Origin of the sequence: Pseudomonas danubii (assembly GCF_042980055.1) — a bacterium.
Classification (GTDB): Bacteria; Pseudomonadota; Gammaproteobacteria; order Pseudomonadales; family Pseudomonadaceae; genus Aquipseudomonas; species Aquipseudomonas danubii.
The window spans coordinates 6,464,907-6,488,266 of sequence record NZ_CP116502.1 but is presented as its reverse complement, the minus strand read 5'-3'; the positions used below and the strand labels follow the sequence as shown (position 1 = coordinate 6,488,266).

Annotated in this window: 25 protein-coding genes; 14 read left to right on the top strand and 11 right to left on the bottom strand. The window is 60.4% G+C overall.

The window, feature by feature from the left end; genetic code table 11:
* The first annotated feature begins 234 nt into the window (after window positions 1-234).
* A complete protein-coding gene (locus tag PFZ56_RS29185) occupies window positions 235-837 on the top strand; it encodes a peroxiredoxin (protein ID WP_007922432.1) in 603 nt (200 codons plus the stop codon).
* Between the two features lie 78 nt (window positions 838-915).
* Here PFZ56_RS29185 and rnt read toward each other — a convergent pair whose 3' ends face one another.
* Together rnt and pyrC are read right to left on the bottom strand one after the other, a co-directional pair.
* Window positions 916-1,587 (bottom strand): ribonuclease T, encoded by a 672-nt coding sequence (gene rnt, locus PFZ56_RS29180; protein ID WP_102860482.1) that lies wholly within the window; start codon window positions 1,585-1,587, stop codon window positions 916-918.
* Window positions 1,584-2,630, bottom strand: a complete 1,047-nt coding sequence (gene pyrC / locus PFZ56_RS29175; protein ID WP_170001638.1) for a dihydroorotase — start codon at window positions 2,628-2,630, stop codon at window positions 1,584-1,586. The genes rnt and pyrC overlap by 4 nt, the downstream gene beginning before the upstream one ends.
* A gap of 157 nt (window positions 2,631-2,787) precedes the next feature.
* On the opposite strand from pyrC, the gene PFZ56_RS29170 reads away from it, so the two are divergent.
* The 3 genes from PFZ56_RS29170 (at window position 2,788) to PFZ56_RS29160 (ending at window position 6,054) form a co-directional block, all read left to right on the top strand.
* Window positions 2,788-3,702 (top strand): OmpA family protein, encoded by a 915-nt coding sequence (locus tag PFZ56_RS29170; protein WP_102860484.1) that lies wholly within the window; start codon window positions 2,788-2,790, stop codon window positions 3,700-3,702.
* A 129-nt stretch (window positions 3,703-3,831) separates the two neighbouring features.
* Window positions 3,832-5,049: an argininosuccinate synthase gene (locus PFZ56_RS29165; RefSeq protein ID WP_102880745.1), complete on the top strand. Its 1,218-nt coding sequence runs from the start codon at window positions 3,832-3,834 to the stop codon at window positions 5,047-5,049.
* Between the two features lie 378 nt (window positions 5,050-5,427).
* Window positions 5,428-6,054 carry a response regulator transcription factor gene (locus PFZ56_RS29160; protein ID WP_102860486.1) on the top strand — a complete coding sequence of 209 codons (627 nt, stop codon included), beginning with the start codon at window positions 5,428-5,430 and terminating at the stop codon, window positions 6,052-6,054.
* A gap of 138 nt (window positions 6,055-6,192) precedes the next feature.
* On the opposite strand, the gene PFZ56_RS29155 is transcribed toward PFZ56_RS29160, so the two are convergent.
* From PFZ56_RS29155 to metG, 8 genes are all read right to left on the bottom strand, one after another.
* Window positions 6,193-6,372, bottom strand: coding sequence for a PA3496 family putative envelope integrity protein (locus tag PFZ56_RS29155; protein ID WP_102860487.1), 180 nt, complete (start codon window positions 6,370-6,372; stop codon window positions 6,193-6,195).
* 107 nt (window positions 6,373-6,479) lie between these two features.
* Window positions 6,480-7,118 (bottom strand): endonuclease III, encoded by a 639-nt coding sequence (gene nth, locus PFZ56_RS29150; protein WP_060840796.1) that lies wholly within the window; start codon window positions 7,116-7,118, stop codon window positions 6,480-6,482.
* A gap of 7 nt (window positions 7,119-7,125) precedes the next feature.
* Window positions 7,126-7,722, bottom strand: a complete 597-nt coding sequence (locus PFZ56_RS29145) for an Rnf-Nqr domain containing protein (protein ID WP_170001640.1) — start codon at window positions 7,720-7,722, stop codon at window positions 7,126-7,128.
* A complete protein-coding gene (locus tag PFZ56_RS29140; protein ID WP_123394065.1) occupies window positions 7,715-8,326 on the bottom strand; it encodes an RnfABCDGE type electron transport complex subunit G in 612 nt (203 codons plus the stop codon). The genes PFZ56_RS29145 and PFZ56_RS29140 overlap by 8 nt, the downstream gene beginning before the upstream one ends.
* A gap of 2 nt (window positions 8,327-8,328) precedes the next feature.
* On the bottom strand, window positions 8,329-9,315 hold the full coding sequence (locus PFZ56_RS29135) for an RnfABCDGE type electron transport complex subunit D (protein WP_102880742.1): 987 nt from the start codon (window positions 9,313-9,315) through the stop codon (window positions 8,329-8,331).
* Window positions 9,302-10,507, bottom strand: coding sequence for an electron transport complex subunit RsxB (gene rsxB, locus PFZ56_RS29130; protein WP_170001642.1), 1,206 nt, complete (start codon window positions 10,505-10,507; stop codon window positions 9,302-9,304). Before rsxB ends, PFZ56_RS29135 begins: the two co-directional genes overlap by 14 nt.
* A complete protein-coding gene (locus PFZ56_RS29125; RefSeq protein WP_102880740.1) occupies window positions 10,504-11,085 on the bottom strand; it encodes an Rnf-Nqr domain containing protein in 582 nt (193 codons plus the stop codon). Before PFZ56_RS29125 ends, rsxB begins: the two co-directional genes overlap by 4 nt.
* A gap of 128 nt (window positions 11,086-11,213) precedes the next feature.
* On the bottom strand, window positions 11,214-13,265 hold the full coding sequence (gene metG, locus PFZ56_RS29120; protein ID WP_115580784.1) for a methionine--tRNA ligase: 2,052 nt from the start codon (window positions 13,263-13,265) through the stop codon (window positions 11,214-11,216).
* Window positions 13,266-13,427: 162 nt separating this feature from the next.
* Here metG and apbC point away from each other — a divergent pair, with 162 nt between their 5' ends.
* Window positions 13,428-14,522 (top strand): iron-sulfur cluster carrier protein ApbC, encoded by a 1,095-nt coding sequence (apbC, locus tag PFZ56_RS29115; protein WP_102880738.1) that lies wholly within the window; start codon window positions 13,428-13,430, stop codon window positions 14,520-14,522.
* Window positions 14,523-14,597: 75 nt separating this feature from the next.
* Here apbC and PFZ56_RS29110 read toward each other — a convergent pair whose 3' ends face one another.
* Window positions 14,598-15,356 (bottom strand): SDR family oxidoreductase, encoded by a 759-nt coding sequence (locus PFZ56_RS29110; RefSeq protein WP_102860494.1) that lies wholly within the window; start codon window positions 15,354-15,356, stop codon window positions 14,598-14,600.
* A gap of 165 nt (window positions 15,357-15,521) precedes the next feature.
* Here PFZ56_RS29110 and PFZ56_RS29105 point away from each other — a divergent pair, with 165 nt between their 5' ends.
* The 9 genes from PFZ56_RS29105 to PFZ56_RS29065 all read left to right on the top strand — a co-directional run bounded on the left by PFZ56_RS29105 (window position 15,522) and on the right by PFZ56_RS29065 (window position 23,338).
* Window positions 15,522-16,253, top strand: a complete 732-nt coding sequence (locus PFZ56_RS29105) for a HugZ family protein (protein ID WP_102860495.1) — start codon at window positions 15,522-15,524, stop codon at window positions 16,251-16,253.
* Between the two features lie 66 nt (window positions 16,254-16,319).
* Window positions 16,320-16,796 carry an FxsA family protein gene (locus tag PFZ56_RS29100; protein WP_011063094.1) on the top strand — a complete coding sequence of 159 codons (477 nt, stop codon included), beginning with the start codon at window positions 16,320-16,322 and terminating at the stop codon, window positions 16,794-16,796.
* Between the two features lie 251 nt (window positions 16,797-17,047).
* Complete coding sequence (locus tag PFZ56_RS29095) at window positions 17,048-17,341, top strand: co-chaperone GroES (protein ID WP_011063093.1); 294 nt, start codon at window positions 17,048-17,050, stop codon at window positions 17,339-17,341.
* 49 nt (window positions 17,342-17,390) lie between these two features.
* Window positions 17,391-19,034 (top strand): chaperonin GroEL, encoded by a 1,644-nt coding sequence (gene groL, locus PFZ56_RS29090; protein WP_047288866.1) that lies wholly within the window; start codon window positions 17,391-17,393, stop codon window positions 19,032-19,034.
* A 529-nt stretch (window positions 19,035-19,563) separates the two neighbouring features.
* Complete coding sequence (gene colR, locus PFZ56_RS29085) at window positions 19,564-20,247, top strand: two-component system response regulator ColR (RefSeq protein WP_047305857.1); 684 nt, start codon at window positions 19,564-19,566, stop codon at window positions 20,245-20,247.
* Window positions 20,237-21,517 carry a HAMP domain-containing sensor histidine kinase gene (locus tag PFZ56_RS29080; protein ID WP_170001644.1) on the top strand — a complete coding sequence of 427 codons (1,281 nt, stop codon included), beginning with the start codon at window positions 20,237-20,239 and terminating at the stop codon, window positions 21,515-21,517. Before colR ends, PFZ56_RS29080 begins: the two co-directional genes overlap by 11 nt.
* A 198-nt stretch (window positions 21,518-21,715) precedes the next feature.
* Window positions 21,716-22,396 carry a class I SAM-dependent methyltransferase gene (locus PFZ56_RS29075; RefSeq protein WP_102860994.1) on the top strand — a complete coding sequence of 227 codons (681 nt, stop codon included), beginning with the start codon at window positions 21,716-21,718 and terminating at the stop codon, window positions 22,394-22,396.
* A gap of 4 nt (window positions 22,397-22,400) precedes the next feature.
* The gene (locus PFZ56_RS29070; RefSeq protein ID WP_170001646.1) at window positions 22,401-23,111 is read left to right on the top strand and encodes a lipopolysaccharide kinase InaA family protein; all 711 of its coding nucleotides are present in this window, start codon (window positions 22,401-22,403) and stop codon (window positions 23,109-23,111) included.
* Window positions 23,112-23,113: 2 nt separating this feature from the next.
* Entirely contained in the window at window positions 23,114-23,338 is a 225-nt protein-coding gene (locus PFZ56_RS29065; RefSeq protein ID WP_102880734.1) for a hypothetical protein, read from the top strand.
* Window positions 23,339-23,360: the final 22 nt, after the last annotated feature.

Below are 23,360 nucleotides of genomic sequence, written 5' to 3'. Positions count from 1 at the left end.
GTTGCAGTTTCCTACCAGGGTGACGAACGGTTTTGTTCGCGATAGTGACAGATGATTCGCATTTTTCGCTTTGTGAGCCGGGCTGATGAAAAACCGTTAAGGACAGCTCAAAGACGCGGTGTATGATGGCCGGTCCTTGCGAAGCGGGGTCAGGTCACGGAGCTGTCGCATCCGCGTGGCAGACTCAAGGCCAATCCCCTTCTTCATTACTACGTCCACACCAGGAGATATCCAATGAGCGTACTCGTAGGCAAACAAGCCCCTGACTTCACCGTACCGGCCGTTCTCGGCAATGGCGAAATCGTTGACAGCTTCACCCTGTCCTCGGCCATCAAAGGCAAATACGGCCTGGTGTTCTTCTATCCACTGGACTTCACCTTCGTTTGCCCGTCCGAGCTGATCGCCCTGGACCACCGCATGGCTGACTTCAAGGCACGTAACGTGGAAGTGATCGCTGTTTCGATCGACTCGCACTTCACCCACAACGCCTGGCGTAACACCCCGATCAATGCCGGTGGCATCGGTCAGGTTCAATACATCATGGCGGCTGACATGAAGCACGACATCGCCAAGGCCTACGACGTTGAGTCCGAAGGCGGCGTGGCTTTCCGTGGCGCGTTCCTGATCGACGACAAAGGCGTTGTTCGTTCGCAGATCGTCAACGACCTGCCACTGGGCCGTAACATGGAAGAGCTGATCCGTCTGGTTGACGCTCTGCAATTCCACGAAGAGCACGGCGAAGTCTGCCCTGCCAACTGGAAAAAAGGTGACAAAGGCATGACCGCTTCGCCAGAAGGCGTTGCTGCTTACCTGAGCGAGAACGCTGGCAAGCTGTAAGCCAGGCGTCACGCATAAAAAAAACCGGCCTCAGGGCCGGTTTTTTTATGCAGGCAATTCAACCCGACGATGAATTGATCAGTCGTCGAAATCCTGCCAGCCGCCCATTTGTTTCCAGCGGTTGACGATGCCGCAGAACAGCTCGGCAGTCTTCTCGGTGTCGTAGCGGGCCGAGTGAGCCTCGCGACCGTCGAAGTCGATATCCGCGCTCTGACAGGCCTTGGCCAAAACGGTCTGTCCATAAGCCAGGCCAGCCAGGGTGGCGGTGTCGAAGCTGGAGAACGGGTGGAACGGATTGCGCTTCATATCCAGGCGCGCCACAGCGGCGTTGAGGAAGCCCAGGTCGAAACTGCTGTTGTGGCCCACCAGGATGGCGCGTTTGCAACCATTGGCTTTCAGCGCCTTGCGCACCCCACGGAAAATATCGGTCAGTGCAGTTTCCTCGCTGACGGCCATGCGCAGCGGGTGGTCGAGCTTGATCCCGGTGAACTCCAGGGCCGCGGCTTCGATGTTCGCGCCTTCAAAAGGCTCGACCCGGAAGAAATAGGTGTGTTCCGGGAACACGAAGCCTTTTTCATCCATGCCGATAGTGGTGGCGGCAATCTCCAGCAGGGCGTCGGTGGCCGAGTTGAAGCCGCCGGTTTCAACGTCGACGACTACCGGCAGGTAACCGCGAAAACGAGCTGCCATCGGGTGTCGAGGGCCGCCGCCGTTACCTTCTTGTTCGTCGTCGAAATGGTCGTCACTCACGAGTGATCCTCCAGCAGGCGCCAGCGCAGTTTTTCACCGGCGCGCAGCGGAATGACAGTCAGCTCACCGAACGGCAGGCTGGCGGGGGCGGTCCATTCTTCACGAACCAGGGTGATGTGATCGGTGTTGGTCGGCAGGCCGTAGAAGCGCGGGCCGTTGAGGCTGGCAAAGGCTTCCAGTTTGTCCAGGGCATTGCGCTGTTCGAACGCTTCAGCGTACAGCTCGATCGCGGCATAGGCGCTGTAGCAGCCGGCGCAACCGCAAGCGGCTTCCTTGGCGTGCTGGGCATGAGGCGCCGAGTCGGTGCCGAGGAAGAACTTCTCGCTGCCACTGGTGGCCGCATCCAGCAGAGCTTCCTGGTGGGTGTTGCGCTTGAGAATCGGCAGGCAATAGAAGTGCGGGCGAATACCGCCCACCAGCATGTGGTTGCGGTTGTACAGCAGGTGGTGCGCGGTGATGGTTGCGCCGACGTTGGCCGAAGCCTCCTTGACGAACTGCACGGCTTCACCGGTGGTGATGTGTTCGAACACCACTTTCAGACTGGGGAAGCGCTCGACCACGCGACGCATATGCTCGTCGATGAAGATTTTCTCGCGGTCGAAGACGTCGACGTCGCCGCGGGTCACTTCACCGTGAATCAGCAGCGGCAGGCCGACTTCGGCCATCGCTTCGAGCACCGGGAAGATCTTGTCGATGCTGGTCACGCCCGAGTCCGAGTTGGTGGTCGCGCCGGCCGGGTACAGCTTGGCGGCGTGCACGAAACCGCTGGCCTTGGCTGCGCGGATCTCGTCCGGCTGGGTGCGGTCGGTCAGGTAGAGCACCATCAGCGGCTCGAAGCGGCTGCCGGCCGGGCGCGCAGCTAGAATACGCTGGCGATAGGCGTCGGCTTCCGCGGCGTTGCGCACCGGAGGTACCAGGTTGGGCATGATGATGGCGCGGCCAAAGGTGCGCGCGACATCTGCGACTGTATTGGGCAACACGGCACCATCGCGAAGATGAATATGCCAGTCGTCGGGACGCAGCAGGGTCAGGCGGTCGGACATTGGAGGTTCCAGGCGGGTAAAACTCGGGGGGAATGCTACCGGAAAAGACTCTTCCAGGCACTCGCTATCAAGTTTTGCGACGAGCAACCGATATCCCGAAGGTATGGCGTATTAACGCCTGTCGATTTTTCTGTTGTACACGTCAGTGGAGCCTCCCGTGCGCCAGCGTTATCTAGCCTTGCTCAGTGTGTTTGCCAGCCTGCCCGCGATGGCTCTCACTTTCCAGACCCGTCTGGAGAGCATTGAGTGGACGGTCGAAGGTGACAAATTCGAGTGCCGCTTGATCCAGCCCGTCACCGATTTCGGTTCCGGCGAATTCGTTCGCCGCGCCGGTGAGCAGGCGATTTTTCGCCTCAAGAGTTTCAACCCGATGCAGGCAGGTGGCTCGGCGACGCTGCTTGCGGCCGCGGCGCCCTGGCAGCCGGGGCGTGGCGACATCAACCTCGGGGCGGTCAAGGCCGGCACGGATGGGGTGCTGTACAACAGCAATCAGATGCAGGCCGGTCGCCTGATCATCGGTTTGCTGGAGGGGCGTAGTCCGGTGGTCCGGCATTTTTCCCGCGAGGGTGGGGTTTCCGAGGTGCGCCTGCTTCCGGTGAAATTCAGCAAGGCCTACAGCGACTATCAAAGCTGCATGACCAAACTGCTGCCGATGAACTACGAACAGGTGAAACAGGGCGAGATCGGGTTCCCGGGCGGCGGTATCGAACTCGATGCTCGAGCCAAGGCGAAGTTGCAGGTGATGGTGGACTTCATCAAGGCCGATCCGACGGTCAATCACGTCGAACTGGATGGCCACTCTGACAACAGCGGCAATCGCTTGACCAACCGCGACCTGTCCCGCCGCCGGGCCTTGGCGGTGATGGAGTTCTTCAAGGCCAACGGTTTGGCGGAAAACCAGATTGTGGTGCGCTTCCATGGTGAGCGTTATCCCCTGGCTCCCAACACCAATCCTGCCAACCGAGCGAAGAATCGCCGGGTCAATGTGCATCTGGAACGGGTCGCCCCCACCGAAAAACCGGCTCCGGCGCCTCAGGCCACCTCCGGTTCCAGCGCTGCGGCGACTTCCTGATACGGCTGTCGTCGTCGCGCGCTCGACATAATCTGTCGCTTGGTCGTCATAAGCTGTCGCGCCTCTGTAAATTATCCTCGTGGATCGGTAGACTCGACGGCTTTCCGTACAACCCCGTGGAGTGATGGCATGGCGGACGTAAACAAGGTCGTTCTGGCGTATTCGGGCGGCCTGGACACTTCGGTGATCCTCAAGTGGCTGCAGGATACTTACAACTGTGAAGTAGTGACTTTCACTGCTGACCTGGGCCAAGGCGAAGAGGTCGAGCCGGCCCGCGCCAAGGCGCAAGCCATGGGCGTCAAAGAGATCTACATCGACGATCTGCGCGAAGAGTTCGTGCGTGATTTCGTTTTCCCGATGTTCCGCGCCAACACCGTCTACGAAGGCGAGTACCTGCTGGGTACTTCCATCGCTCGTCCGTTGATCGCCAAGCGTTTGATCGAAATCGCCAACGAGACTGGCGCGGATGCCATTTCCCATGGCGCCACCGGCAAGGGCAACGATCAGGTGCGTTTCGAGCTGGGCGCCTATGCCCTCAAGCCAGGGGTCAAAGTGATCGCCCCTTGGCGTGAGTGGGACCTGCTGTCCCGCGAGAAACTGATGGACTACGCCGAGAAGCACGGTATCCCGATCGAGCGTCACGGCAAGAAGAAGTCGCCGTACTCGATGGATGCCAACCTGCTGCACATTTCCTATGAAGGCGGCGTGCTGGAAGACACCTGGACCGAGCACGAAGAAGACATGTGGCGCTGGACCGTCTCCCCGGAGAAGGCTCCTGACACCCCGCAATACCTGGAGCTGACCTACCGCAACGGTGACATCGTCGCCATCGACGGCGTGGAAATGACTCCGGCTACCGTGCTGGCGACCCTGAACCGCATCGGTGGTGAACACGGCATCGGTCGTCTGGACATCGTCGAGAACCGTTACGTGGGCATGAAGTCCCGTGGCTGCTACGAGACCCCGGGTGGCACCATCATGCTGCGCGCCCACCGCGCCATCGAGTCCATTACCCTGGACCGCGAAGTGGCTCACCTCAAAGACGAGTTGATGCCCAAGTACGCCAGCCTGATCTACACCGGCTACTGGTGGAGCCCTGAGCGTCTGATGCTGCAACAGATGATCGACGCCTCCCAGGCCCACGTGAACGGTGTAGTGCGCCTGAAGCTGTACAAGGGCAACGTGATCGTTACCGGTCGCAAGTCCGATGAGTCGCTGTTCGACGCCAACATCGCCACCTTCGAAGAAGACGGTGGTGCTTACAACCAGGCGGACGCAGCAGGCTTTATCAAGCTCAACGCATTGCGCATGCGCATCGCTGCAAACAAGGGCCGGACCCTGGTCTGATACCTTGAGTTGCTAAAAGAACCCCGCGATAAGCGGGGTTTTTTTTGCTTCTGATTAATGGTGCCTACGGGCAGAGGCTGAGTAGGGCAGTTGATTGAACGAAGAAGTGCTATTGAGTGCAGTTTGTTAATCACCCTCCCGCTGCTGAAAGTGCTGCCTGATGATGTGGCTTTTAGTACGAAAAGTAGCTGCTCTAGCGATTAATCTTAAGCGCTTTTCCAGTTAAGTGACCTTTATCTAAATTTTTTTGTAAGGTAAATCGGTATTGTTTGTAAGGATCGTCCTCGTAGGGTCGTAGCCCCTGGTAGCACGGTGTCAGAGTCAATTCTCTGGGGTATTGTGCGGGCTCTAAAAAACTCTAAGGACTTGGATGGACCTATGAAAAGAGTATTGATCGTGGATGATCATCCTGTTATTCGCCTGGCTGTGCGCATGTTGATGGAACGCCATGGTTTTGAAGTAGTAGCAGAAGCAGATAACGGCACGGACGCTTTAAAGTTGGCTCTTGAATATGTTCCCGATATTTTGATTTTGGATATTGGTATCCCACAACTTGATGGGCTTGAAGTTATAACCCGCCTGATGTCCAGAGGCATGCCGATCAAAATTCTAGTGTTGACCCTGCAAGTTCCCGGACCCTTTTCCATGCGTTGCATGCAGGCCGGGGCCGCCGGCTACGTGTGCAAGCAGCAGGACATTACCGAACTGATCAGTGCGGTGCGGGCGGTGCTGGCAGGTTACAGCTACTTTCCCAACGAGGCGTTGCACACCTTTCGTTCCAGTCAGGGCATCAGCAGCGAGGAAGAAATGATCGAGCTTCTTTCAGGGCGTGAGTTGATCGTATTGAAGCAGCTCACCAATGGCATGAGTAACAAGGAAATCGCCGAGGGCTTGTGTTTGAGCAACAAGACCGTCAGCACTTACAAGCGGCGGTTGTTGGCCAAGCTCAATGCTCGTTCATTGGTTGACCTGATCGAATTTGCCCAGCGCCATCAGTTGGTATGAGTGTGGGTGACTGAAGCGACAGCCTTGAGTGGAGCAATCTGCTAATTCGGAACGGACCGGTCATGCCGAGGGGCTGACCGGTCGAGTTTCAGGGCGAGAGAGTCACAAAAAAACCTCCGTCTGGAGGTTCTTTTGTGACTAGAGGTCAAAGTCGTAATCGGCCAGTTGTTTCTGCAGCCGTCGTTCTTCCAGAAGATTGTCGATGGTTCTGCGCTTGCTCAGATTGGTTTTCGCCACCTCGACCACCGGTTCAGCATCGTCTGTGTCTGCTGCGATGAAGTCTTCTTCCACGTCCAGTTGTTCTTTGCCAGTGCTCATAAGGTCAACTCCAGGCTAAGACTGCCATTGGCGCTCCTTATATCGATATTCTCCTGGCGGGTAAAAAAGATTTTTTCAATCGACTCATCAACAAAATCAATGCTGCCTCAATCGTCAGAAGTCTTTTGCTTGTACTCGCACAGGTCTTCGATTCGACAGCTACCGCAACGTGGCTTACGGGCCAGGCAGACGTAGCGACCGTGAAGGATCAGCCAGTGATGGGAGTCCAGCAGAAACTCCTTGGGTACAAACTTCAGCAGTTTTTTTTCCACTTCTACTACATTCTTGCCCGGGGCCAGCCCGGTGCGGTTGCTGACCCGGAAGATGTGGGTGTCCACGGCCATGGTCAATTGCCGGAAAGCGGTGTTGAGGACCACATTGGCGGTCTTGCGGCCGACGCCGGGCAAGGCTTCCAGCTCCTCCCGGGTCTGTGGCACTTCACTGTTGTGGCGTTCCACCAGCAGGCGGCAGGTCTCGATGACGTTCTTGGCCTTGCTGTTGTACAGGCCAATGGTCTTGATGTATTCGGACAGGCCCTCGACCCCCAGTGCATGGATAGCTGCCGGTGTATTGGCCACGGGGAAGAGTTTGGCGGTCGCCTTGTTGACCCCGACGTCGGTCGATTGCGCCGAAAGAATCACCGCGATCAGCAACTCGAACGGCGAGGAGTAGGCCAGTTCGGTTTTTGGTTCGGGGTTGTCTTCGTGAAGTCGGCGAAATATTTCCAGGCGTTTGGCGGCATTCATCGGTGGTTCATTTCCTCGAAGGCGGTCGGTTGAAGGATGAAGAGGTGGTCCAGGCCCGCTTTGCCGCCAGCAGCAGGCCAAGCAGGATAAAACCCCCAGGGGCCAGAGTCAGCAGGCGCAATCCGCCTTGGGGCAGCAACACCCAACCGGCGCTATCACCGGGCAGGCCGGCGAGCCAGCCCAGATGGCTGCCCAGGGCGCCGGTGCCCAGCAATTCGCGCAGCGCGCCCACCAGCACCAGCGCGCCACAGAAACCTGCAGTTAGGCGTAGCCGGTCGCGGTGCTGGAAGAAGCCCGCCTGTTCCAATATCACGCATTGCAGGGGCAGCAGGCCCAGGTACAGGCTCAACTGCTGGTGCAACTCATAACTCCAGGCTTGCACCGCCAGCCACAGCCAACTGCCGAGAGTGGCGGCGAGCAACAGGCTGGCCAGCCACTGCTGACGGCTTTGCAAATGTGGCCGCAGCAGGCCCATGCCGGCCCCGAAGGTCCCGATCAGCAGCGTGGACGCCAGAGCCAGGCCCAGGGCCTTGACCCAGGAATCCGTGGCCCCGATCAACGGCGTCAGCATCAGCAGGCCCGGAAATGACAGTGGCTTACTCATCGGCGGCTCCCGAAAGCAGTTGCTGACGATGCTCATCGAAGTAGCGCAGGGCATCGTGCAGGGCGCTGATCACCGCGCGGGAGGTGATGGTGGCGCCGGCGATCTGATCGAACTGGCCATTGTCCTTTTTCAGGGCCCAGGCAGCATCGTCCGGGGACGTGCGGGATTTGCCGGAAAACCCCTGCAGCCAGGCGTTGGGCTGTTCGGCGATGCGGCCTCCCAGGCCTGGGGTTTCATCCTGCTTGAGCGTCTTGCTGCCCTGCAGGCGGCCATGGCTGTCGATGGCGATCAGCAGCTCGATGGGGCCAGCGTAACCGTTCACTCGAGTGCGTAGCAGCACGGCACTGGGCTGACCCGCGCGGGTGGCCAGGTAGCCATCCAGCAAGCGGCTGTTGTCCAGTTGCACATCCCTCAAGGGCAGTGGTTGCTCCAGTGGCTGGTTGTCGTAGCTTGCCGCAGGCAGCAGGTCGAGTAACTTGCGGGCCTGCAACGCCCGTTGCTCGGCGGCGATGCGCGGTGCGCCAGCGTATTGCAGCCACAGGGTGGCGCCCACGCCGAGAACGCCGAGCAGCACCAGCAGGAGCAGACCTCGCGTTCTCTTCATGCTCAAGCTTTCTCCTGTTCCGAGAGGCACAGGCGTTCCAGCCCCGGTACCGCCAGATTCATCAGTAGTACGGCGAAGGCAACGCCGTCGGGGTAGCCGCCCCAGGTGCGGATCAGGTAGGTCAGCAGGCCGACGCCGACGCCGAACAGCAGCCTGGCTTTCGCTGCCTTGGGGCCGGATACCGGTTCGGTGACGATAAAGAATGCGCCCAGCATGCTGGCGCCGCTGAGCAGGTGAAACAGCGGTGAGCCATGGGAGTCGGAGCCCGAGCCGTTCCAGCACAGCAGGCTGATGACAAAGAGGCTGCCCAGCATGCCCACGGGCGCCTGCCAACTGATGACCCGCTGCTGCAGCAGAAACAGCCCCCCGGCAAGAAATCCCAGGCTGATCCATTCGGCGCCACGGCCGCCGAAGTGCCCGAAGGCGGGGTTGCCGGCAAAGAGTTCGTCGAGGGTCAGGCTCTTGTTGATCCGCAGGCTGTCCAGTGCCGTGGCTTGAGCCCAGGCGTCCGCATGCAGGCCGTCCGCGACACCGAATACCTGTTGCAGGCCACCGAGCAGGTCCATGGCGTGGGGCGCAGGCCAATGGGTCATCGACTGGGGAAAACACAACAAGGCCAGGGCGTAGCCGAGCATGGCCGGATTGAACGGGTTCTGGCCCACACCGCCGTACAAGTGCTTGCCCAGGACAATGGCGGCGGCGGCCGCGCTCAGCGGCAGCCACCAGGGGCAGTAAGCTGGCAAGGCCAGGGCCAGTAGCGTGGCGCTGACCAAGGCACTGCCATCGCCTAGGTTGGGCGGCAGCGGGCGTCTTCTGAGGTACAGGACCAGGGCTTCCATGGCCAGGGCGCCGCTGACGGTCAGCAGCAGATTGAGCAGCACGCCCCATCCGTACAGCCACAGCATCACCAACAGGCCCGGCAGCGTGGCCAGCAGCACTCGCTGCATGGCCTGGCGCAGGCGCTGGTCGACGCCGTCAGCTATCAGCATGGGCCTTCACCTGGCGCTCGGCCTCGTACAAGCGTGCCTGAGCCTGGGCCAGCTGTTCTGCTCGGGTGTCGGGCTGGCGCTGTAGTTTGTTCAGATCGGCGCGGGCGTAGGCCAGTTCGGTTTTCAGTTGCCGCAGCTGTGGATCGATCGGGCGTTTTTCGATACGAGTCAGTGTCGGCGCCGGTTTCGCACTGGCGTCCTCGGCGGCATGCAGGGCCTGTTCGGCCGCCGCCAGGGCTGCGCTCAGGGTTTCCAGTTCAGCACTGGACGCTTCAGCCGCCTGAGCTTTCTTCAGTTCGGCGCGGCGCGTCGCCAACTGGATCTTCGCGCGCTTGAGATCAGCATCCTTGCCCACTGGCGGCGGAGCAGGTGGCGCCTGGGACTCCAGCTGGGCCAAGGCCTGCTCGGCGGTTTCGAACTGACGCTGCAGGACGATCAATTGCATTTGCTGCTCGAAGGTCGGTGGATGGCCGAAAGCCTTGAGCGACTTGTGCAACTGGGCCCGGCTCATGGCCAGCTCGATCTTGGCTTTCTTCAGTGCTGCATCGGCCGCCGCGGCCTTCTGCGCACGGACTCGTTCGATGGCGGCCTGCACCGGGTTCTGGCTGTCGTCAGTGTTTTGCGCGGCTCGTTGTGCGCGGGCCTGGCGCTCGGCCAGGCGCCGGGCGTCTTCCCGTTGCAAGCGTTCGTTGCGTTGTTCGAAGCGTCGTCGCGCCTGCTCGCGCTTGCTGCTGCGGGCTTGCAGCTGCTCGGGGCTGGTGGCCAGGCCGCCGACGATCGGTACCACCTTGCTCTCGTGCAGCGGCAGCATATCGATACAGTCCACCGGACAGGGCGCCACGCACAGGTCGCAGCCGGTGCACTCGTCCACAAGCACGGTATGCATCAATTTGGCCGCGCCGACGATGGCGTCCACTGGACAGGCCTGGATGCATTTGGTGCAGCCGATGCATTCGGCCTCGCGAATATAAGCGATCTGGGCCGGAGCTTCGCCGCGGCTGCGATCCAGCTCCAGCACCGGTAACTGCAGGAGTTGCGCCAGGCCGGCGATGGTTTCCTCGCCGCCGGGTGGACACTTGTTGATGGCCTCGCCGTTGGCGATGCCCTGGGCGTAGGGTTTGCATCCGGGGTGGCCGCACTTGCCGCACTGGGTCTGGGGCAGGAGGGCATCGATGCGTTGAATCAGACTCATGTTTTGATCAGTCCGTTGAAGCCGAAAAACGCTACTGCCAGCAGGCCGGCGCTGATCAGGTCGATCGGCAGGCCGCGCCAGGGCAGGGGAATATCGTTGTTGGAGATACGCTGGCGCAGATCGCTGAACAGGCTCAGTACCAGCCAGAAGCCCAGTCCGGCCCCCAGGCTCATGGCGCTGAGGGTCGCGAGCCCGAGGTTTTCCCCAGTGGCGATCAGCAGCAGGCCGAGCGCACTGGCATTGCCCAGCAGCAGCGGCCAAAGGCCGTCGAATGGAACATTGGGCAAGGCCCGGGATAGCAACTGCAACAGCGGTTTGATCAGCAGCACGCTCAGGGGCAGCCAGAGAAACAACTGCAAGGATTCCAGCCCCCAAGGCAGCAGCGCGCCACGATAAAGGACATGGCCGAGCACGCAACTGACCAGCATCAGGACCGTGGTCGCCAGGCCCAGCGCGTGAATCCGCTGCCGAGCGCTATCGGTTGGGGCCTGCAGCAGTGGATCGACGCCCAGCGGCCACTGCAACACGAAGTTGTTGATCAGGGCAGTGCTGACAAGGGCGAGGAGGAAGTGGGTCATGGTTGGGCCGGTACGGGCAGGCGGTCTCTCAAGAGTAGGCAAACTCCGGCGCGGGCGCAGGGCCGCCAGATATGCAAATCCCCCCGTTGCGCCGGGCACAACGGGGGGACGGGGTCCAGCCTGCAGCCTTACTTGATCCGCTGGCCCGGCTTGGCGCCGCTGTCCGGGCTCAGCAGGTAGATCTCTTCACCGCCAGGGCCGGCGGCCATCACCATGCCCTCGGAGATGCCGAATTTCATTTTTCGCGGCTTGAGGTTGGCGATCATCATGGTCAGGCGACCATCGAGCTTGGACGGATCCGGGTAGGCACTCTTGATTCCGGAGAACACGTTGCGCTGCTCATCACCGATATCCAGGGTCAGGCGCAGCAGCTTGTCGGCACCTTCCACGGCTTCGGCCTTGACGATCAAGGCGACGCGCAGGTCGATGGCGGCGAAGGTGTCGAAGTCGATTTCCGGCGACAGCGGATCCTTGGCCAGTTCGCCGTTGCCTGCTGGCGCGGCTGCGCCGGTGTCGGTCTGGCTGGCGGTCAGGTCTTCTTTCGAGGCGTCGGTCATGGCTTGTACTTTTACCGGGTCGATCCGCGTCATCAGCGGCTTGAATTCGTTGAGTTGATGGTTGGCCAGCAGGTGCAGGTGATCGTTCCAGGTCAGCGGTGCAACGTTGAGGAACGCCTCGGCATCGGCGGCCAGCAGCGGTAGCACCGGCTTGAGGAAAATCACCAGCTGGCGGAACAGGTTGATACCGGTGGCGCAGATGGCCTGCACCTCGGCTTGCTTGCCTTCCTGCTTGTTCAGCGACCATGGGGCCTTGTCGGCGATCCAGGCGTTGGCGCGGTCGGCCAGGGCCATGATCTCGCGCATGGCACGGGCAAAGTCGCGGGCTTCATAGGCGTCGGCGATGCTTGGCGCGGCCGCCAGGAAGGCCTCGGTCAGCTCGGGAGCGGCATTGCTGTCGACCATCAGCCCGGCATTGCCCTTGTGGATGAAGCCGGCGCAACGGCTGGCGATGTTCACCACCTTGCCCACCAGGTCGGAGTTGACCTTCTGTACGAAGTCTTCGAGGTTCAGGTCCAGATCGTCGACACCACGGCCCAGCTTGGAGGCGTAGTAGTAGCGCAGGTATTCCGGCGACAGGTGCTCCAGGTAGGTGCGGGCCTTGATGAAGGTGCCCCGGGACTTGGACATCTTCTGGCCATTGACCGTCAGGTAGCCGTGGACGTTGATGCCGCTCGGCTTGCGGTAGCCGGCGCCTTCGAGCATGGCGGGCCAGAACAGGGCGTGGAAGTTGACGATGTCCTTGCCGATGAAGTGGTACAGCTCGGCGGTGGAGTCCTTGCCCCAGAACGCGTCGAAATCCAGCTCCGGACGACGGGCGCAGAGGTTCTTGAAGCTGGCCATGTAGCCGATTGGCGCGTCCAGCCACACGTAGAAGTACTTGCCCGGCTCGTCCGGGATCTCGAAGCCGAAGTACGGCGCGTCGCGGGAGATGTCCCACTGCTGCAGGCCGGCATCCAGCCACTCGGCGATCTTGTTGGCCACGGCGTCTTGCAGGGTGCCGCTGCGGGTCCAGCTTTGCAGCATCTGCTGGAAGTCCGGCAGCTTGAAGAAGAAGTGCTGGGAATCCTTGAGCACCGGGGTGGCGCCGGAGATCGCCGACTTTGGATCTTTCAGGTCGGTCGGGGCATAGGTGGCGCCGCATTTTTCGCAGTTGTCGCCGTACTGGTCCTCAGTGCCGCACTTCGGGCAGGTGCCCTTGATGAAGCGGTCGGCCAGGAACATTTTCTTTTCCGGGTCGAAATACTGCGTGATGGAGCGCGTGGCGATGTGCCCGGCGTCCCGCAGCTTGAGGTAGATCTGGCTCGACAGCTCACGGTTTTCTTCGGCGTGGGTCGAGTGGAAGTTGTCGAAGTCCACCAGGAAGTCGGCAAAGTCGGCGCTGTGTTCGGCCTGGACGTTGGCGATCAGTTGTTCCGGGGTGATGCCTTCCTTTTCCGCGCGCAGCATGATGGCCGAGCCGTGTGCGTCGTCGGCGCAAACATAGATGCATTGGTTGCCGCGATGCTTCTGGAAGCGCACCCACATGTCGGTCTGGATGTACTCAAGCATGTGGCCAAGGTGAATGGAACCATTGGCATAGGGCAGGGCGCTGGTGACGAGGATCTTGCGTGGCTCGGACATGGGGCTCGGCTACTTGATGAAACGGAGGTCGGCCACTATAAAGCGCCAGCGCGGATTTTTCACCCTTCCGGGCACATTGTGCACAGCAAGCTTTCTCGCCACGAAGGAGTCGGCGGCGTAGGATAGCCGCCTGATTTTCCAGTCTTGTTATCGGAGTTGCCCATGAGCGCCGTCAATCGCGCAGCGGTGGAAGCCGTCCTTCGCCAATACACCGACCCTTACCTGAACCAGGACCCGGTCAGCGCCGGCTGCGTGCGCGACATCGACGTCCAGGGCGACCGGGTCACGGTCCGCATGGAACTGGGTTATGCCGCCGGCCTGTTCAAGAGCGGCTGGGCGCAGATGCTGCAACTGGCCATCGAGGGCCTGGACGGCGTGAGCTCGGCCAAGGTCGAGATCACCAGCGTGATCGCCGCGCACAAGGCCCAGGCGCAGATTCCGGGCCTGGCCAACGTCAAGAATGTGGTGGCGGTGGCGTCCGGCAAGGGCGGCGTGGGCAAGTCCACCACTGCGGCCAACCTGGCCCTGGCCCTGGCCCGGGAAGGCGCCAAGGTGGGGATTCTCGACGCTGATATCTATGGTCCGAGCCAGGGCATCATGTTTGGCATTGCCGAAGGCACCCGGCCGAAGATCAAGGACCAGAAGTGGTTCGTGCCCATCGAGTCCCATGGGGTCGAGGTCATGTCCATGGCCTTCCTTACCGACGACAACACGCCGATGGTCTGGCGCGGCCCGATGGTCTCCGGCGCCTTGCTGCAACTGGTGACCCAGACCGACTGGGGCAATCTCGATTACCTGGTGATCGACATGCCGCCGGGCACTGGCGATATCCAACTGACCCTGGCGCAGAAAGTCCCGGTGGCCGGTGCGGTGATCGTCACCACGCCGCAGGACCTGGCGTTGCTGGATGCGCGCAAGGGCGTCGAGATGTTCCGCAAGGTCAACATCCCGGTGCTGGGCGTGGTGGAGAACATGGCGGTGCACATCTGCTCGAACTGTGGCCATGCCGAGCATCTGTTTGGCGAAGGCGGTGGCGAGAAGCTGGCCAGTCAATACGATGTTGAACTGCTGGCTTCGTTGCCGTTGTCGATGCTGATCCGCGAACAGGCCGATGGTGGCAAGCCGACGGTGATCGCCGAGCCGGAAAGCCAGATCGCCATGGTCTATCAGGAACTGGCGCGGCATGTCGGCGCGCGCATCGTCTTGCAGGAAGCCAGCGCTCCGGCGATGCCCAGCATCACTGTCAGCGATGACTGATTCGCCGTACTTCTAGGTGCCGGCACCCCGCAAGAAAAAGCCCGATGTGCAAACACCGGGCTTTTTCTTGGGGGCTCAGACTCGCAGGCCGCCGTCCATTTCCAGGATGCGTCCGGTGTAGTAGTCGTTCTCGAAGATGTACGCCGCTGAATGGGCGATCTCTTCCGGTTTGCCCATGCGCTTGAGCGGAATGCCGGAAGTCATCTTCTCCAGGGCCTCAGGCTTCATGCCCAGGGTCATCTCGGTTTCGATAAAGCCCGGGGCAATGCCGGCCACGCGGATGCCATAGCGCGCCAGTTCCTTGGCCCAGGTCACGGTAGCTGCCGCTACGCCGGCCTTGGCCGCGGAATAGTTGGTCTGGCCGATATTGCCTGCGCGCGAGATTGACGAGATGTTGATGATCGCGCCGCTGTTGTTCAGCTCGATCATTTTCGCCGCCACCTCACGGGTGCAGAGGAAGACACCGGTCAGGTTGACGTCGATCACTGCCTGCCACTGGGCCAGGCTCATCTTGGTCATCTCGCCGTCCTTGACCTTGACCAGCAGGCCGTCGCGCAGGATCCCGGCATTGTTGATCAGGCCGTGGATGGCACCGAAGTCCTCGGCGACCTGGGCCACCATGTGGTTGACCTGTTCTTCATTGGCGACGTTGCACAGATAGGCTCGGGCTTCTACGCCGTGGGCCTTGCAGGCCGCGACCGCCTGGTCGAGTTTTTCCTGGTTCAGGTCCACCAGGGCCAGCCGTGCGCCCTTGGCGGCGAAATACTCGGCCATGGAGCGGCCCAGACCTTGGCAACCGCCGGTGATAATGATTACTTTGTCAGTGAGTTGCATTCGCATGTCCCGCTAGCAGGTCTTGAGGGGTGGTCCTTTTGGGGGAACCTCGGCTGGCTGCCGGACCTGGCCTGGCTGCAGAAGAGAATTGCCCCGTTGGCGTAGCTGGAACAATGCTCCAGGCGCCCGTCCGTTTTCGACGGATTCTAAAGAAGGAGTCATAAAGTGAGCGTTGAAGCTGCCAAGAATGCACGAGAATTGCTGCTCAAGGAATACCGCGGCGTGTTGTCGACGCACTCCAAGGCCATGCCGGGTTTTCCCTTTGGGTCCGTAGTGCCTTATTGCCTGGATGCCGAGGGGCGACCGCTGATTCTTATCAGCCGCATTGCCCAGCACACCCACAATCTGCAGAAGGATTCCAAGTGTTCGCTGCTGGTGGGCGAGCGCGATGCCGACGACGTGCAAGCAGTGGGGCGCCTGACCTACCTGGCCGAAGCCGAGAAGCTTGAGGACCAGGACGCCATCGAGGCCGCCGCCGAGCGCTACTACCGCTATTTCCCGGAATCCCAGAACTACCATAAGGCCCATGACTTCGATTTCTGGGTGCTCAAGCCCGTGCGTCACCGCTATATCGGCGGTTTCGGCGCCATTCACTGGGTGGATCAAGTGGCCCTGGCCAACCCGTTCGCCGGCAAGGCTGAGCTGAGCATGGTGGAACATATGAACAGCGACCACGCCAAAGCTATTGCCCACTATGTGGAGTTGGCCGGACTGCCGCACAGCGAGCCCGCGCAACTGGCCGGAATCGACAGTGAAGGCATGCACCTGCGCATTGGCCAGGCTCTTTACTGGCTGCCCTTTCCAAGCCTTTGCAACACGCCGACACAAGTGCGCGAAGCCCTGGTTTTTCTGGCCCACGCCGATCAATGGCCGAAAAATCCGGCACCGGGTGCTTGAATTCACGAATTGGCGACGTCATTTACGGTCTACTGGAAGGCATTCTTCCGCAGAGGAAACCATTTGATGCGCCCTTTTCTGTTGCTCTTTTTACTGTTCCCGGTGCTGGAGCTGTTCGTCTTCGTCAAGGTCAGCGCGGCCATCGGGTTTTTCCCGGCACTGCTGCTGATCATTCTCGGTTCGATGCTCGGTGTGCTGGTGTTGCGCGTGGCCGGTCTGGCCACGGCACTGCGTGCTCGTGAAAGTCTCAATCGCGGCGAGCTGCCGGCCCAGCAAATGCTCGAAGGGCTGATGCTGGCCCTGGGTGGCGGCCTGTTGATCCTGCCGGGTTTCATCAGTGATGTGTTCGGTCTGCTGATGCTGTTGCCGATCAGTCGTCGCTTGCTGGCCAATAAGATGCGCCAGCGCGCCGAGGAGCAGGCCCTGCGCCAACGTGCCTTCGCCGATGACATGCGTGCGGCCCGTGGCGGCCCGGCGCCGCAACAGCCGTTGGGCCGTGAGCCCAATGTCATTGAAGGTGAGTTCGAGCACCGAGATTCTTGATAACTGGCCTCAAACACACGGCACCTTCGGGTGCCGTGTTCGTTTTAACCCGGGTGATGTAAAAAATTTCATCAGCCAGCCCTTGTAATAACCTTATGCGCCCTTATGTAACGGTCACCGCAAGGTTTCTGGTGCTGACACCAGACAGACTTCCGCGGCTCGCTCGTCGAGCCGCACCCGGCAAAGCCGGATTTGCTAACCCGCCGGTATCGACACCGGCCGTTGAAAACCACAATTAGGAGAGATCGACAATGAAGCTTCGTCCTCTGCATGACCGCGTCGTCATCCGTCGCAGCGAAGAAGAATCGAAAACTGCTGGCGGCATCGTTCTGCCTGGTTCGGCTGCTGAAAAACCTAACCGTGGCGAAATCGTCGCTGTAGGTACCGGCCGTGTGCTGGACAACGGTGAAGTACGTGCGCTGGCCGTGAAAGTGGGTGACAAAGTGGTGTTTGGCCCGTACTCCGGCAGCAACACCGTGAAAGTCGATGGCGAAGATCTGCTGGTAATGGCTGAGAACGAGATTCTCGCCGTTATCGAAGGCTGATTTCCCACGTATTTCCCCGCTACTACACAGTATTTAAGGAATATCGATCATGGCTGCTAAAGAAGTTAAATTCGGCGATTCCGCCCGCAAGAAAATGCTCACTGGTGTCAACGTTCTGGCTGACGCAGTAAAAGCGACCCTGGGCCCGAAAGGCCGTAACGTGATCATCGAGAAGAGCTTCGGCGCTCCGACCATCACCAAGGACGGCGTTTCCGTAGCCAAAGAAATCGAGCTGAAAGATCGCTTCGAAAACATGGGCGCGCAGCTGGTCAAAGACGTTGCCTCCCGTGCCAACGATGACGCTGGCGACGGCACCACCACCGCCACCGTTCTGGCTCAGTCGATTGTCAACGAAGGCCTGAAAGCCGTCGCTGCCGGCATGAACCCGATGGACCTGAAACGCGGTATCGACAAGGCCACCATCGCCATCGTCAAAGAGCTGAAAGGTCTGTCCAAGCCATGCGCTGACTCCAAAGCCATCGCTCAGGTCGGCACCATCTCCGCCAACTCCGACAACTCCATCGGCGACATCATTGCCGAAGCCATGGAAAAAGTCGGTAAAGAAGGCGTGATCACCGTTGAAGAAGGCTCGGGCCTGGAAAACGAACTGTCGGTTGTAGAAGGCATGCAGTTCGACCGTGGCTACCTGTCCCCTTACTTCATCAACAAGCCGGACACCATGGTCGCCGAACTCGACGGCCCGCTGATCCTGCTGGTGGACAAGAAGATCTCCAACATTCGCGAAATGCTGCCAGTGCTGGAAGCCGTTGCCAAAGCCGGCCGCCCACTGCTGATCGTGGCTGAAGACGTTGAAGGCGAAGCCCTGGCGACTCTGGTTGTGAACAACATGCGTGGCATCGTCAAAGTCGCTGCCGTCAAGGCACCGGGCTTCGGCGACCGTCGCAAGGCCATGCTGCAGGACATCGCCGTTCTGACCGGCGGTACCGTGATCTCCGAAGAGATCGGCCTGAGCCTGGAAAGCACCACTCTGGAGCACCTGGGTAACGCCAAGCGCGTGATCCTGTCCAAAGAAAACACCACCATCATCGACGGTGCTGGCGTTGAAGCGGACATCCAGGCTCGTGTGACTCAGATCCGTCAACAAGTGGCCGACACTTCGTCCGACTACGACCGTGAAAAACTGCAAGAGCGTCTGGCCAAGCTGTCCGGCGGCGTTGCAGTGATCAAGGTTGGCGCTGGCTCCGAAGTTGAAATGAAAGAGAAGAAAGCCCGCGTTGAAGACGCCCTGCACGCGACCCGTGCAGCCGTTGAAGAAGGCGTGGTACCTGGCGGTGGCGTAGCCCTGATCCGTGCTCTGCAAGGCATCAAGGACCTCAAAGGCGACAACGCCGATCAGGACGTGGGTATCGCTGTTCTGCGTCGCGCGATCGAAGCCCCACTGCGTCAGATCGTTGCCAACTCCGGCGACGAGCCAAGCGTGGTGGTGGACAAGGTCAAGCAGGGCGCTGGTAACTTCGGTTACAACGCTGCCACCAGCGAATACGGCGACATGATCGAAATGGGCATCCTGGACCCAACCAAGGTGACCCGTTCCGCGCTGCAAGCTGCATCGTCCATCGGCGGTCTGATTCTGACCACCGAAGCCGCTGTTGCTGAAATCGTGGAAGACAAGCCTGCAGCTGGCGGCATGCCAGACATGGGCGGCATGGGTGGCATGGGCGGCATGATGTAAGCCAGCCTTACCCCCGTACTGAAAAAGCCCCGCCGGTGAAAACCGGCGGGGCTTTTTTGTGCCTGAAATTGAGGGGCGCCTGTCGGTGCCGCCTTTGGCATGGACTGAGAATGGCCAGGCCCTTGCCGTCGAACAGTCCCAGGTGTTGGTGGTTGCCCACCAGGACCGCAGTGGCCGTGGGGTGTCTTGCAACAGTTCCAGGACGCTCGATTCGTCGTTCAGGTTCAACAACCCAACAGCGCTTGCCCGGCGAACATCCATTGAGTTCTGGCCAATGAAACGCATTGGCTCATTCTGCTCGGCGGGCAAGCCAGGAAGTGGCTGTTCCGGTCTGTTTCTTGTCGGCAAACGGTCGGCAGTCTGGGCTTGCCCCTGTAGTCAGGTTGTGAGCCAGCGGTGAAAAATTTGTTAAGCCATTGAAGGGGTGAAAAGTGCCCCAGGAGCGGTCAGACAAGGCTGGCGGCGAGTCGGACTTGGCCTTAAGCTGCGCGAGCCAAGACGGCCCTAACTGTGTGCGGAGAGAGTGCCGATGCGAATTCTACTGGTCGAAGACAACCGCGATATTCTCGCCAACCTGGCGGATTACTTGGGACTCAAGGGCTATACCGTGGACTGCGCCCAGGATGGTCTGTCGGGGTTGCACCTGGCTGCCACCGAGCATTACGACCTGATCGTGCTCGACATCATGCTGCCAGGGATCGACGGCTACACCCTGTGCAAGCGCCTGCGCGAAGATGCCCGGCGCGATACCCCAGTGATCATGCTCACGGCCCGCGACCAGTTGGATGACCGGCTTCAGGGCTTCAAGTCCGGGGCCGACGACTATCTGCTCAAGCCATTTGCCCTGTCCGAACTGGCCGCGAGGATCGAGGCGGTGATGCGCCGTACCCAGGGCGGTGGTCGTCGAGCGCTGCAGGTCGGTGACCTCAGCTATGACCTCGATACCCTGGAAGTCACCCGCGAAGGGCGTCTGCTCAAGCTCAACCCGGTGGGCCTCAAGCTGCTGGCAGTGTTGATGCAGAAGAGCCCCCATGTGTTGCGCCGGGAAATCCTCGAAGAGGCCCTGTGGGGCGATGACTGTCCGGACAGTGACAGCCTGCGCAGCCATGTCCACCAACTGCGCCAGGTGATCGACAAGCCGTTCGCCAAGCCGTTGCTGCACACCGTGCACGGTGTCGGCTACCGGTTGGCCGAGGGTCGTGATGGAGTTTAAGCAGAGCCTTGCCCAGCGCATCATCATCGCCTTTGCCTTGATGAGCGCACTGGTGGCGGGGGCTTTCGCCATGGGCATCGTGGCGACCGTGCATCTGGTGGAGGAGAAACTCATCTCCGCCGGCCTTGGCGGCGATCTGCAACGCCTGTTGCTGATGGATAACGTTGCCGACTGGAATCACCGCCCCGAGCCCGACCAGCTGTTCTACTACAGTGGCGGGCGCGGCGACTTCGAGTTGCCCAAGGACCTGAGGCATCTGGACCCAGGCTTCCATGAAGTGTTTCGCGAGCAGCTGTCCTATCACGCCATGGTTGAAGTGGTGGATGGCCGGCGTTATGTGCTGCTGCAGGATCAGAGTGATTTCGAAGAGCGCGAGCGGGTGCTGTTCGCGGTGGTGCTGGTGGGCTTTGTCCTCAGCCTGGCGCTGGCGGTGTTCCTGGGTTGGGTCTTGGCGCGTAGGGTGATGGCACCGGTGGTTCGTCTGGCTCGCCAGGTCCGTCACCGCGATCAATTGCTGGGCCTGGCCCCGCCCCTGGCGCCGGATTATGCGGCGGATGAGGTGGGCGAGTTGGCGATCGCCTTCGATGCGACGCTGGGACGTCTGCGCCAAGCTTTGAGCCGTGAGCGCCTGTTCACCAGTGACGTCAGCCATGAACTGCGAACGCCGCTGATGGTCCTGGCTACGTCCTGCGAGCTGCTCCTGGAAAACCCTGGGCTTGATCCCCGTGGACGATCCCAGGTCGAACGTATTGCCCGGGCCTGCGACGAAATGCGTGAGCTGGTGCAGACGTTCCTGATGCTGGCCCGGGCCCAGCGAGAAGATGCCAGCATGTCGCCGCAACTGACGTTGACCCAGGCTGCCAAGGACCTGATCGGGGTGTGGCGCGAATTCATCGAAGCCAAGGGTATCGAGCTGATCTTCGAGCCGGGGCAACCGGGTGAAACTCGCTACAACGCCACCTTCCTGCATGCGGTGATGGGCAACCTGTTGCGCAATGCCTTGCACTACACCGAACAGGGATTCATTCGCTTGAGCCTGGTGGCGGATGGATTTGTCGTCGAGGACAGCGGCGTGGGCATTCCCGAGGAAAAACGCGAGGCGATGTTCCAGCCCTTTGTCCGTGGCGATGAAAAACGCGGTGAGGGCCTGGGGCTGGGCCTGTCCCTGGTCCAGCGCATCTGCGAGAACCAGGGCTGGAGCGTCGCTCTCAGTACCATGACCCCCAATGGCTGTCGTTTTCACGTTCAGCTCCCCCCTTCCAAGGCTTGAATACTCTTGCCAGGCCCTGTTTTGCAGGGCCACTCGCTTGTCGATTTTTCTTCTGAAGTGGCCCCAGGCCATTGCCTGCTGCCTGTAAAACTCTGAAATATTTCATCGTTGGACGGTACGAAGTTTTCACAAGGGGATGACCTGTCGCTGACACGTCGCTGCCTAAGGTGGCGCCATCAGTTGCAGGAGACTTTGATGATGGCGACACCGATCAAGCTGGAATTTTCCGACAAGTACGATGCCCAACATGCGCAGCAATACCTGCTCAAGCACCAGCAAGGACTGGCACGACAGTTGTCCCACAAGCGTGATGAACAATTGGCTCGCGCTGCGCTGGCCCTGGCGGGAGAGCCGGGCCTGGTGCTGGACCTGCCGTGTGGCGCGGGCCGTTTCTGGCCGCTGCTGACCGAAAAGGCCAATCGAGTCATTGTTGGCGCTGACAATTCAGCGGCTATGCTCAGCACCGCTACGGTGGCGCAACCGGCCGACGTGGTGAAACGGGTACGAGCCTTGCAGACGTCTGCGTTTGCCATCGATTTACCGGACAACGCTGTGGACTGCATTTTTTCCATGCGGTTGCTGCACCACATCGGCGAGGTCGAGCATCGGATGGCGCTGCTACGGGAGTTTCAGCGGGTTACCCGTGACAGCGTGATTATCTCGCTATGGGTCGATGGCAATTTCAAGGCCTGGAAGCGCAAGCGTATGGAGCGCAAGCGGCTGTCCGAAGGTGGGCAGGAGGGTTACCAGAATCGTTTCGTGTTACCGGCGGCTACGGTCGAAGAAGAGTTCAGGCAAGCCGGTTTTCGTGTCCAGGAGCATCTGGACTTCTTTCCGCTCTACGCCATGTGGCGAGTCTACGTATTACGCAAGAGGTAAGAGGATGGCTGTTGAATGTGCTTCGGAAATGGATGCCGTGCCCACAGATTGCTTCGAATACTTCTGGGACCAACAAGGTGAATGGGTCGAGCAACCCAATAAGCGTCGAGGCGGTGAGAGCGGCGTGCAGCGCCTGATCAGCGGCGGTCGTTTGCTCTATGCCAAGCGGCAGATCGGGCATATTCATCGCAGTTTTCTGCATCCTTTTGGCCGTCCGACTGTCCTGCGTGAGCGGGATGCCCTGCAAAGCTTGCGTTCGCTGGATATAGAGGTGCCGGAACTGGTGTTCTGCGGCGCCCGGCGCGGCCCCGAGCACCAGTGGCAGGCCCTACTGGTGACCGCTGCGCTCGACGGCTTCGTGGAAATCGACAACTGGTATGCCGCAGGTGAGCGTGAACGCCACGGCGAAGCGTTGCACGAACGAGTGTTGCAGACACTGGCGCAGACCCTGGCGCGCATGCACAAGGGCCGTTGGCAGCATGGCTGCCTGTATTCCAAACATGTTTTCGTGCGAGTAGATGGCGAGGGCGAGCAGGCCCAGGTGAGGATTGCATTGCTGGATTTCGAGAAGTGCCGCCAGCGCCTGAGCAGCCGCCGGGCGGCGGCCCACGACCTTAAGCAACTGCGCCGCCATTCGTCGTGGAATGACACCGACTGGCAAAAGCTCTACTACCTTTATAGAACGGTGTTTGGCAGCCCCATCAAAGGTTTATAGCTATGAAGCTAGAAATTGCACGAGGTTTGTTCCTGGCAGGAGCCTTGGCAGTTGCTTCCTTGGCGATGGTTGTCTGGGAGCAGCCGCGAACGCAGGTTCTCAGCGCCGCTCAGGGTGAACATTGCCCATTGCCACGGGGGGCCAAGAGCTCGGTGGCGGTCAAGCCGGATCATGAACTGCTGCTGTTCATGTTCGGCATGAGCCAGGCGTTGAAGCCCCAGAGTTGAAGACCTGAAACTGCCACCTGAA

What these genes read in the sequence shown, in the direction of transcription:
- PFZ56_RS29100 (WP_011063094.1), top strand. Translation starts at nt 16,320, where the DNA reads ATGCGCCCTTTTCTGTTGCTCTTTTTACTGTTCCCGGTGCTGGAGCTG.
- PFZ56_RS29155 (WP_102860487.1), bottom strand. Translation starts at nt 6,372, where the DNA reads ATGAGCACTGGCAAAGAACAACTGGACGTGGAAGAAGACTTCATCGCA.
- groL (WP_047288866.1), top strand. Translation starts at nt 17,391, where the DNA reads ATGGCTGCTAAAGAAGTTAAATTCGGCGATTCCGCCCGCAAGAAAATG.
- PFZ56_RS29160 (WP_102860486.1), top strand. Translation starts at nt 5,428, where the DNA reads ATGAAAAGAGTATTGATCGTGGATGATCATCCTGTTATTCGCCTGGCT.
- PFZ56_RS29075 (WP_102860994.1), top strand. Translation starts at nt 21,716, where the DNA reads ATGGCGACACCGATCAAGCTGGAATTTTCCGACAAGTACGATGCCCAA.
- colR (WP_047305857.1), top strand. Translation starts at nt 19,564, where the DNA reads ATGCGAATTCTACTGGTCGAAGACAACCGCGATATTCTCGCCAACCTG.
- PFZ56_RS29125 (WP_102880740.1), bottom strand. Translation starts at nt 11,085, where the DNA reads ATGACCCACTTCCTCCTCGCCCTTGTCAGCACTGCCCTGATCAACAAC.
- PFZ56_RS29070 (WP_170001646.1), top strand. Translation starts at nt 22,401, where the DNA reads ATGGCTGTTGAATGTGCTTCGGAAATGGATGCCGTGCCCACAGATTGC.
- PFZ56_RS29135 (WP_102880742.1), bottom strand. Translation starts at nt 9,315, where the DNA reads ATGCTGATAGCTGACGGCGTCGACCAGCGCCTGCGCCAGGCCATGCAG.
- nth (WP_060840796.1), bottom strand. Translation starts at nt 7,118, where the DNA reads ATGAATGCCGCCAAACGCCTGGAAATATTTCGCCGACTTCACGAAGAC.
- rsxB (WP_170001642.1), bottom strand. Translation starts at nt 10,507, where the DNA reads ATGAGTCTGATTCAACGCATCGATGCCCTCCTGCCCCAGACCCAGTGC.
- PFZ56_RS29140 (WP_123394065.1), bottom strand. Translation starts at nt 8,326, where the DNA reads ATGAAGAGAACGCGAGGTCTGCTCCTGCTGGTGCTGCTCGGCGTTCTC.
- PFZ56_RS29110 (WP_102860494.1), bottom strand. Translation starts at nt 15,356, where the DNA reads ATGCAACTCACTGACAAAGTAATCATTATCACCGGCGGTTGCCAAGGT.
- PFZ56_RS29165 (WP_102880745.1), top strand. Translation starts at nt 3,832, where the DNA reads ATGGCGGACGTAAACAAGGTCGTTCTGGCGTATTCGGGCGGCCTGGAC.
- PFZ56_RS29145 (WP_170001640.1), bottom strand. Translation starts at nt 7,722, where the DNA reads ATGAGTAAGCCACTGTCATTTCCGGGCCTGCTGATGCTGACGCCGTTG.
- PFZ56_RS29065 (WP_102880734.1), top strand. Translation starts at nt 23,114, where the DNA reads ATGAAGCTAGAAATTGCACGAGGTTTGTTCCTGGCAGGAGCCTTGGCA.
- PFZ56_RS29080 (WP_170001644.1), top strand. Translation starts at nt 20,237, where the DNA reads ATGGAGTTTAAGCAGAGCCTTGCCCAGCGCATCATCATCGCCTTTGCC.
- PFZ56_RS29185 (WP_007922432.1), top strand. Translation starts at nt 235, where the DNA reads ATGAGCGTACTCGTAGGCAAACAAGCCCCTGACTTCACCGTACCGGCC.
- PFZ56_RS29095 (WP_011063093.1), top strand. Translation starts at nt 17,048, where the DNA reads ATGAAGCTTCGTCCTCTGCATGACCGCGTCGTCATCCGTCGCAGCGAA.
- metG (WP_115580784.1), bottom strand. Translation starts at nt 13,265, where the DNA reads ATGTCCGAGCCACGCAAGATCCTCGTCACCAGCGCCCTGCCCTATGCC.
- apbC (WP_102880738.1), top strand. Translation starts at nt 13,428, where the DNA reads ATGAGCGCCGTCAATCGCGCAGCGGTGGAAGCCGTCCTTCGCCAATAC.
- pyrC (WP_170001638.1), bottom strand. Translation starts at nt 2,630, where the DNA reads ATGTCCGACCGCCTGACCCTGCTGCGTCCCGACGACTGGCATATTCAT.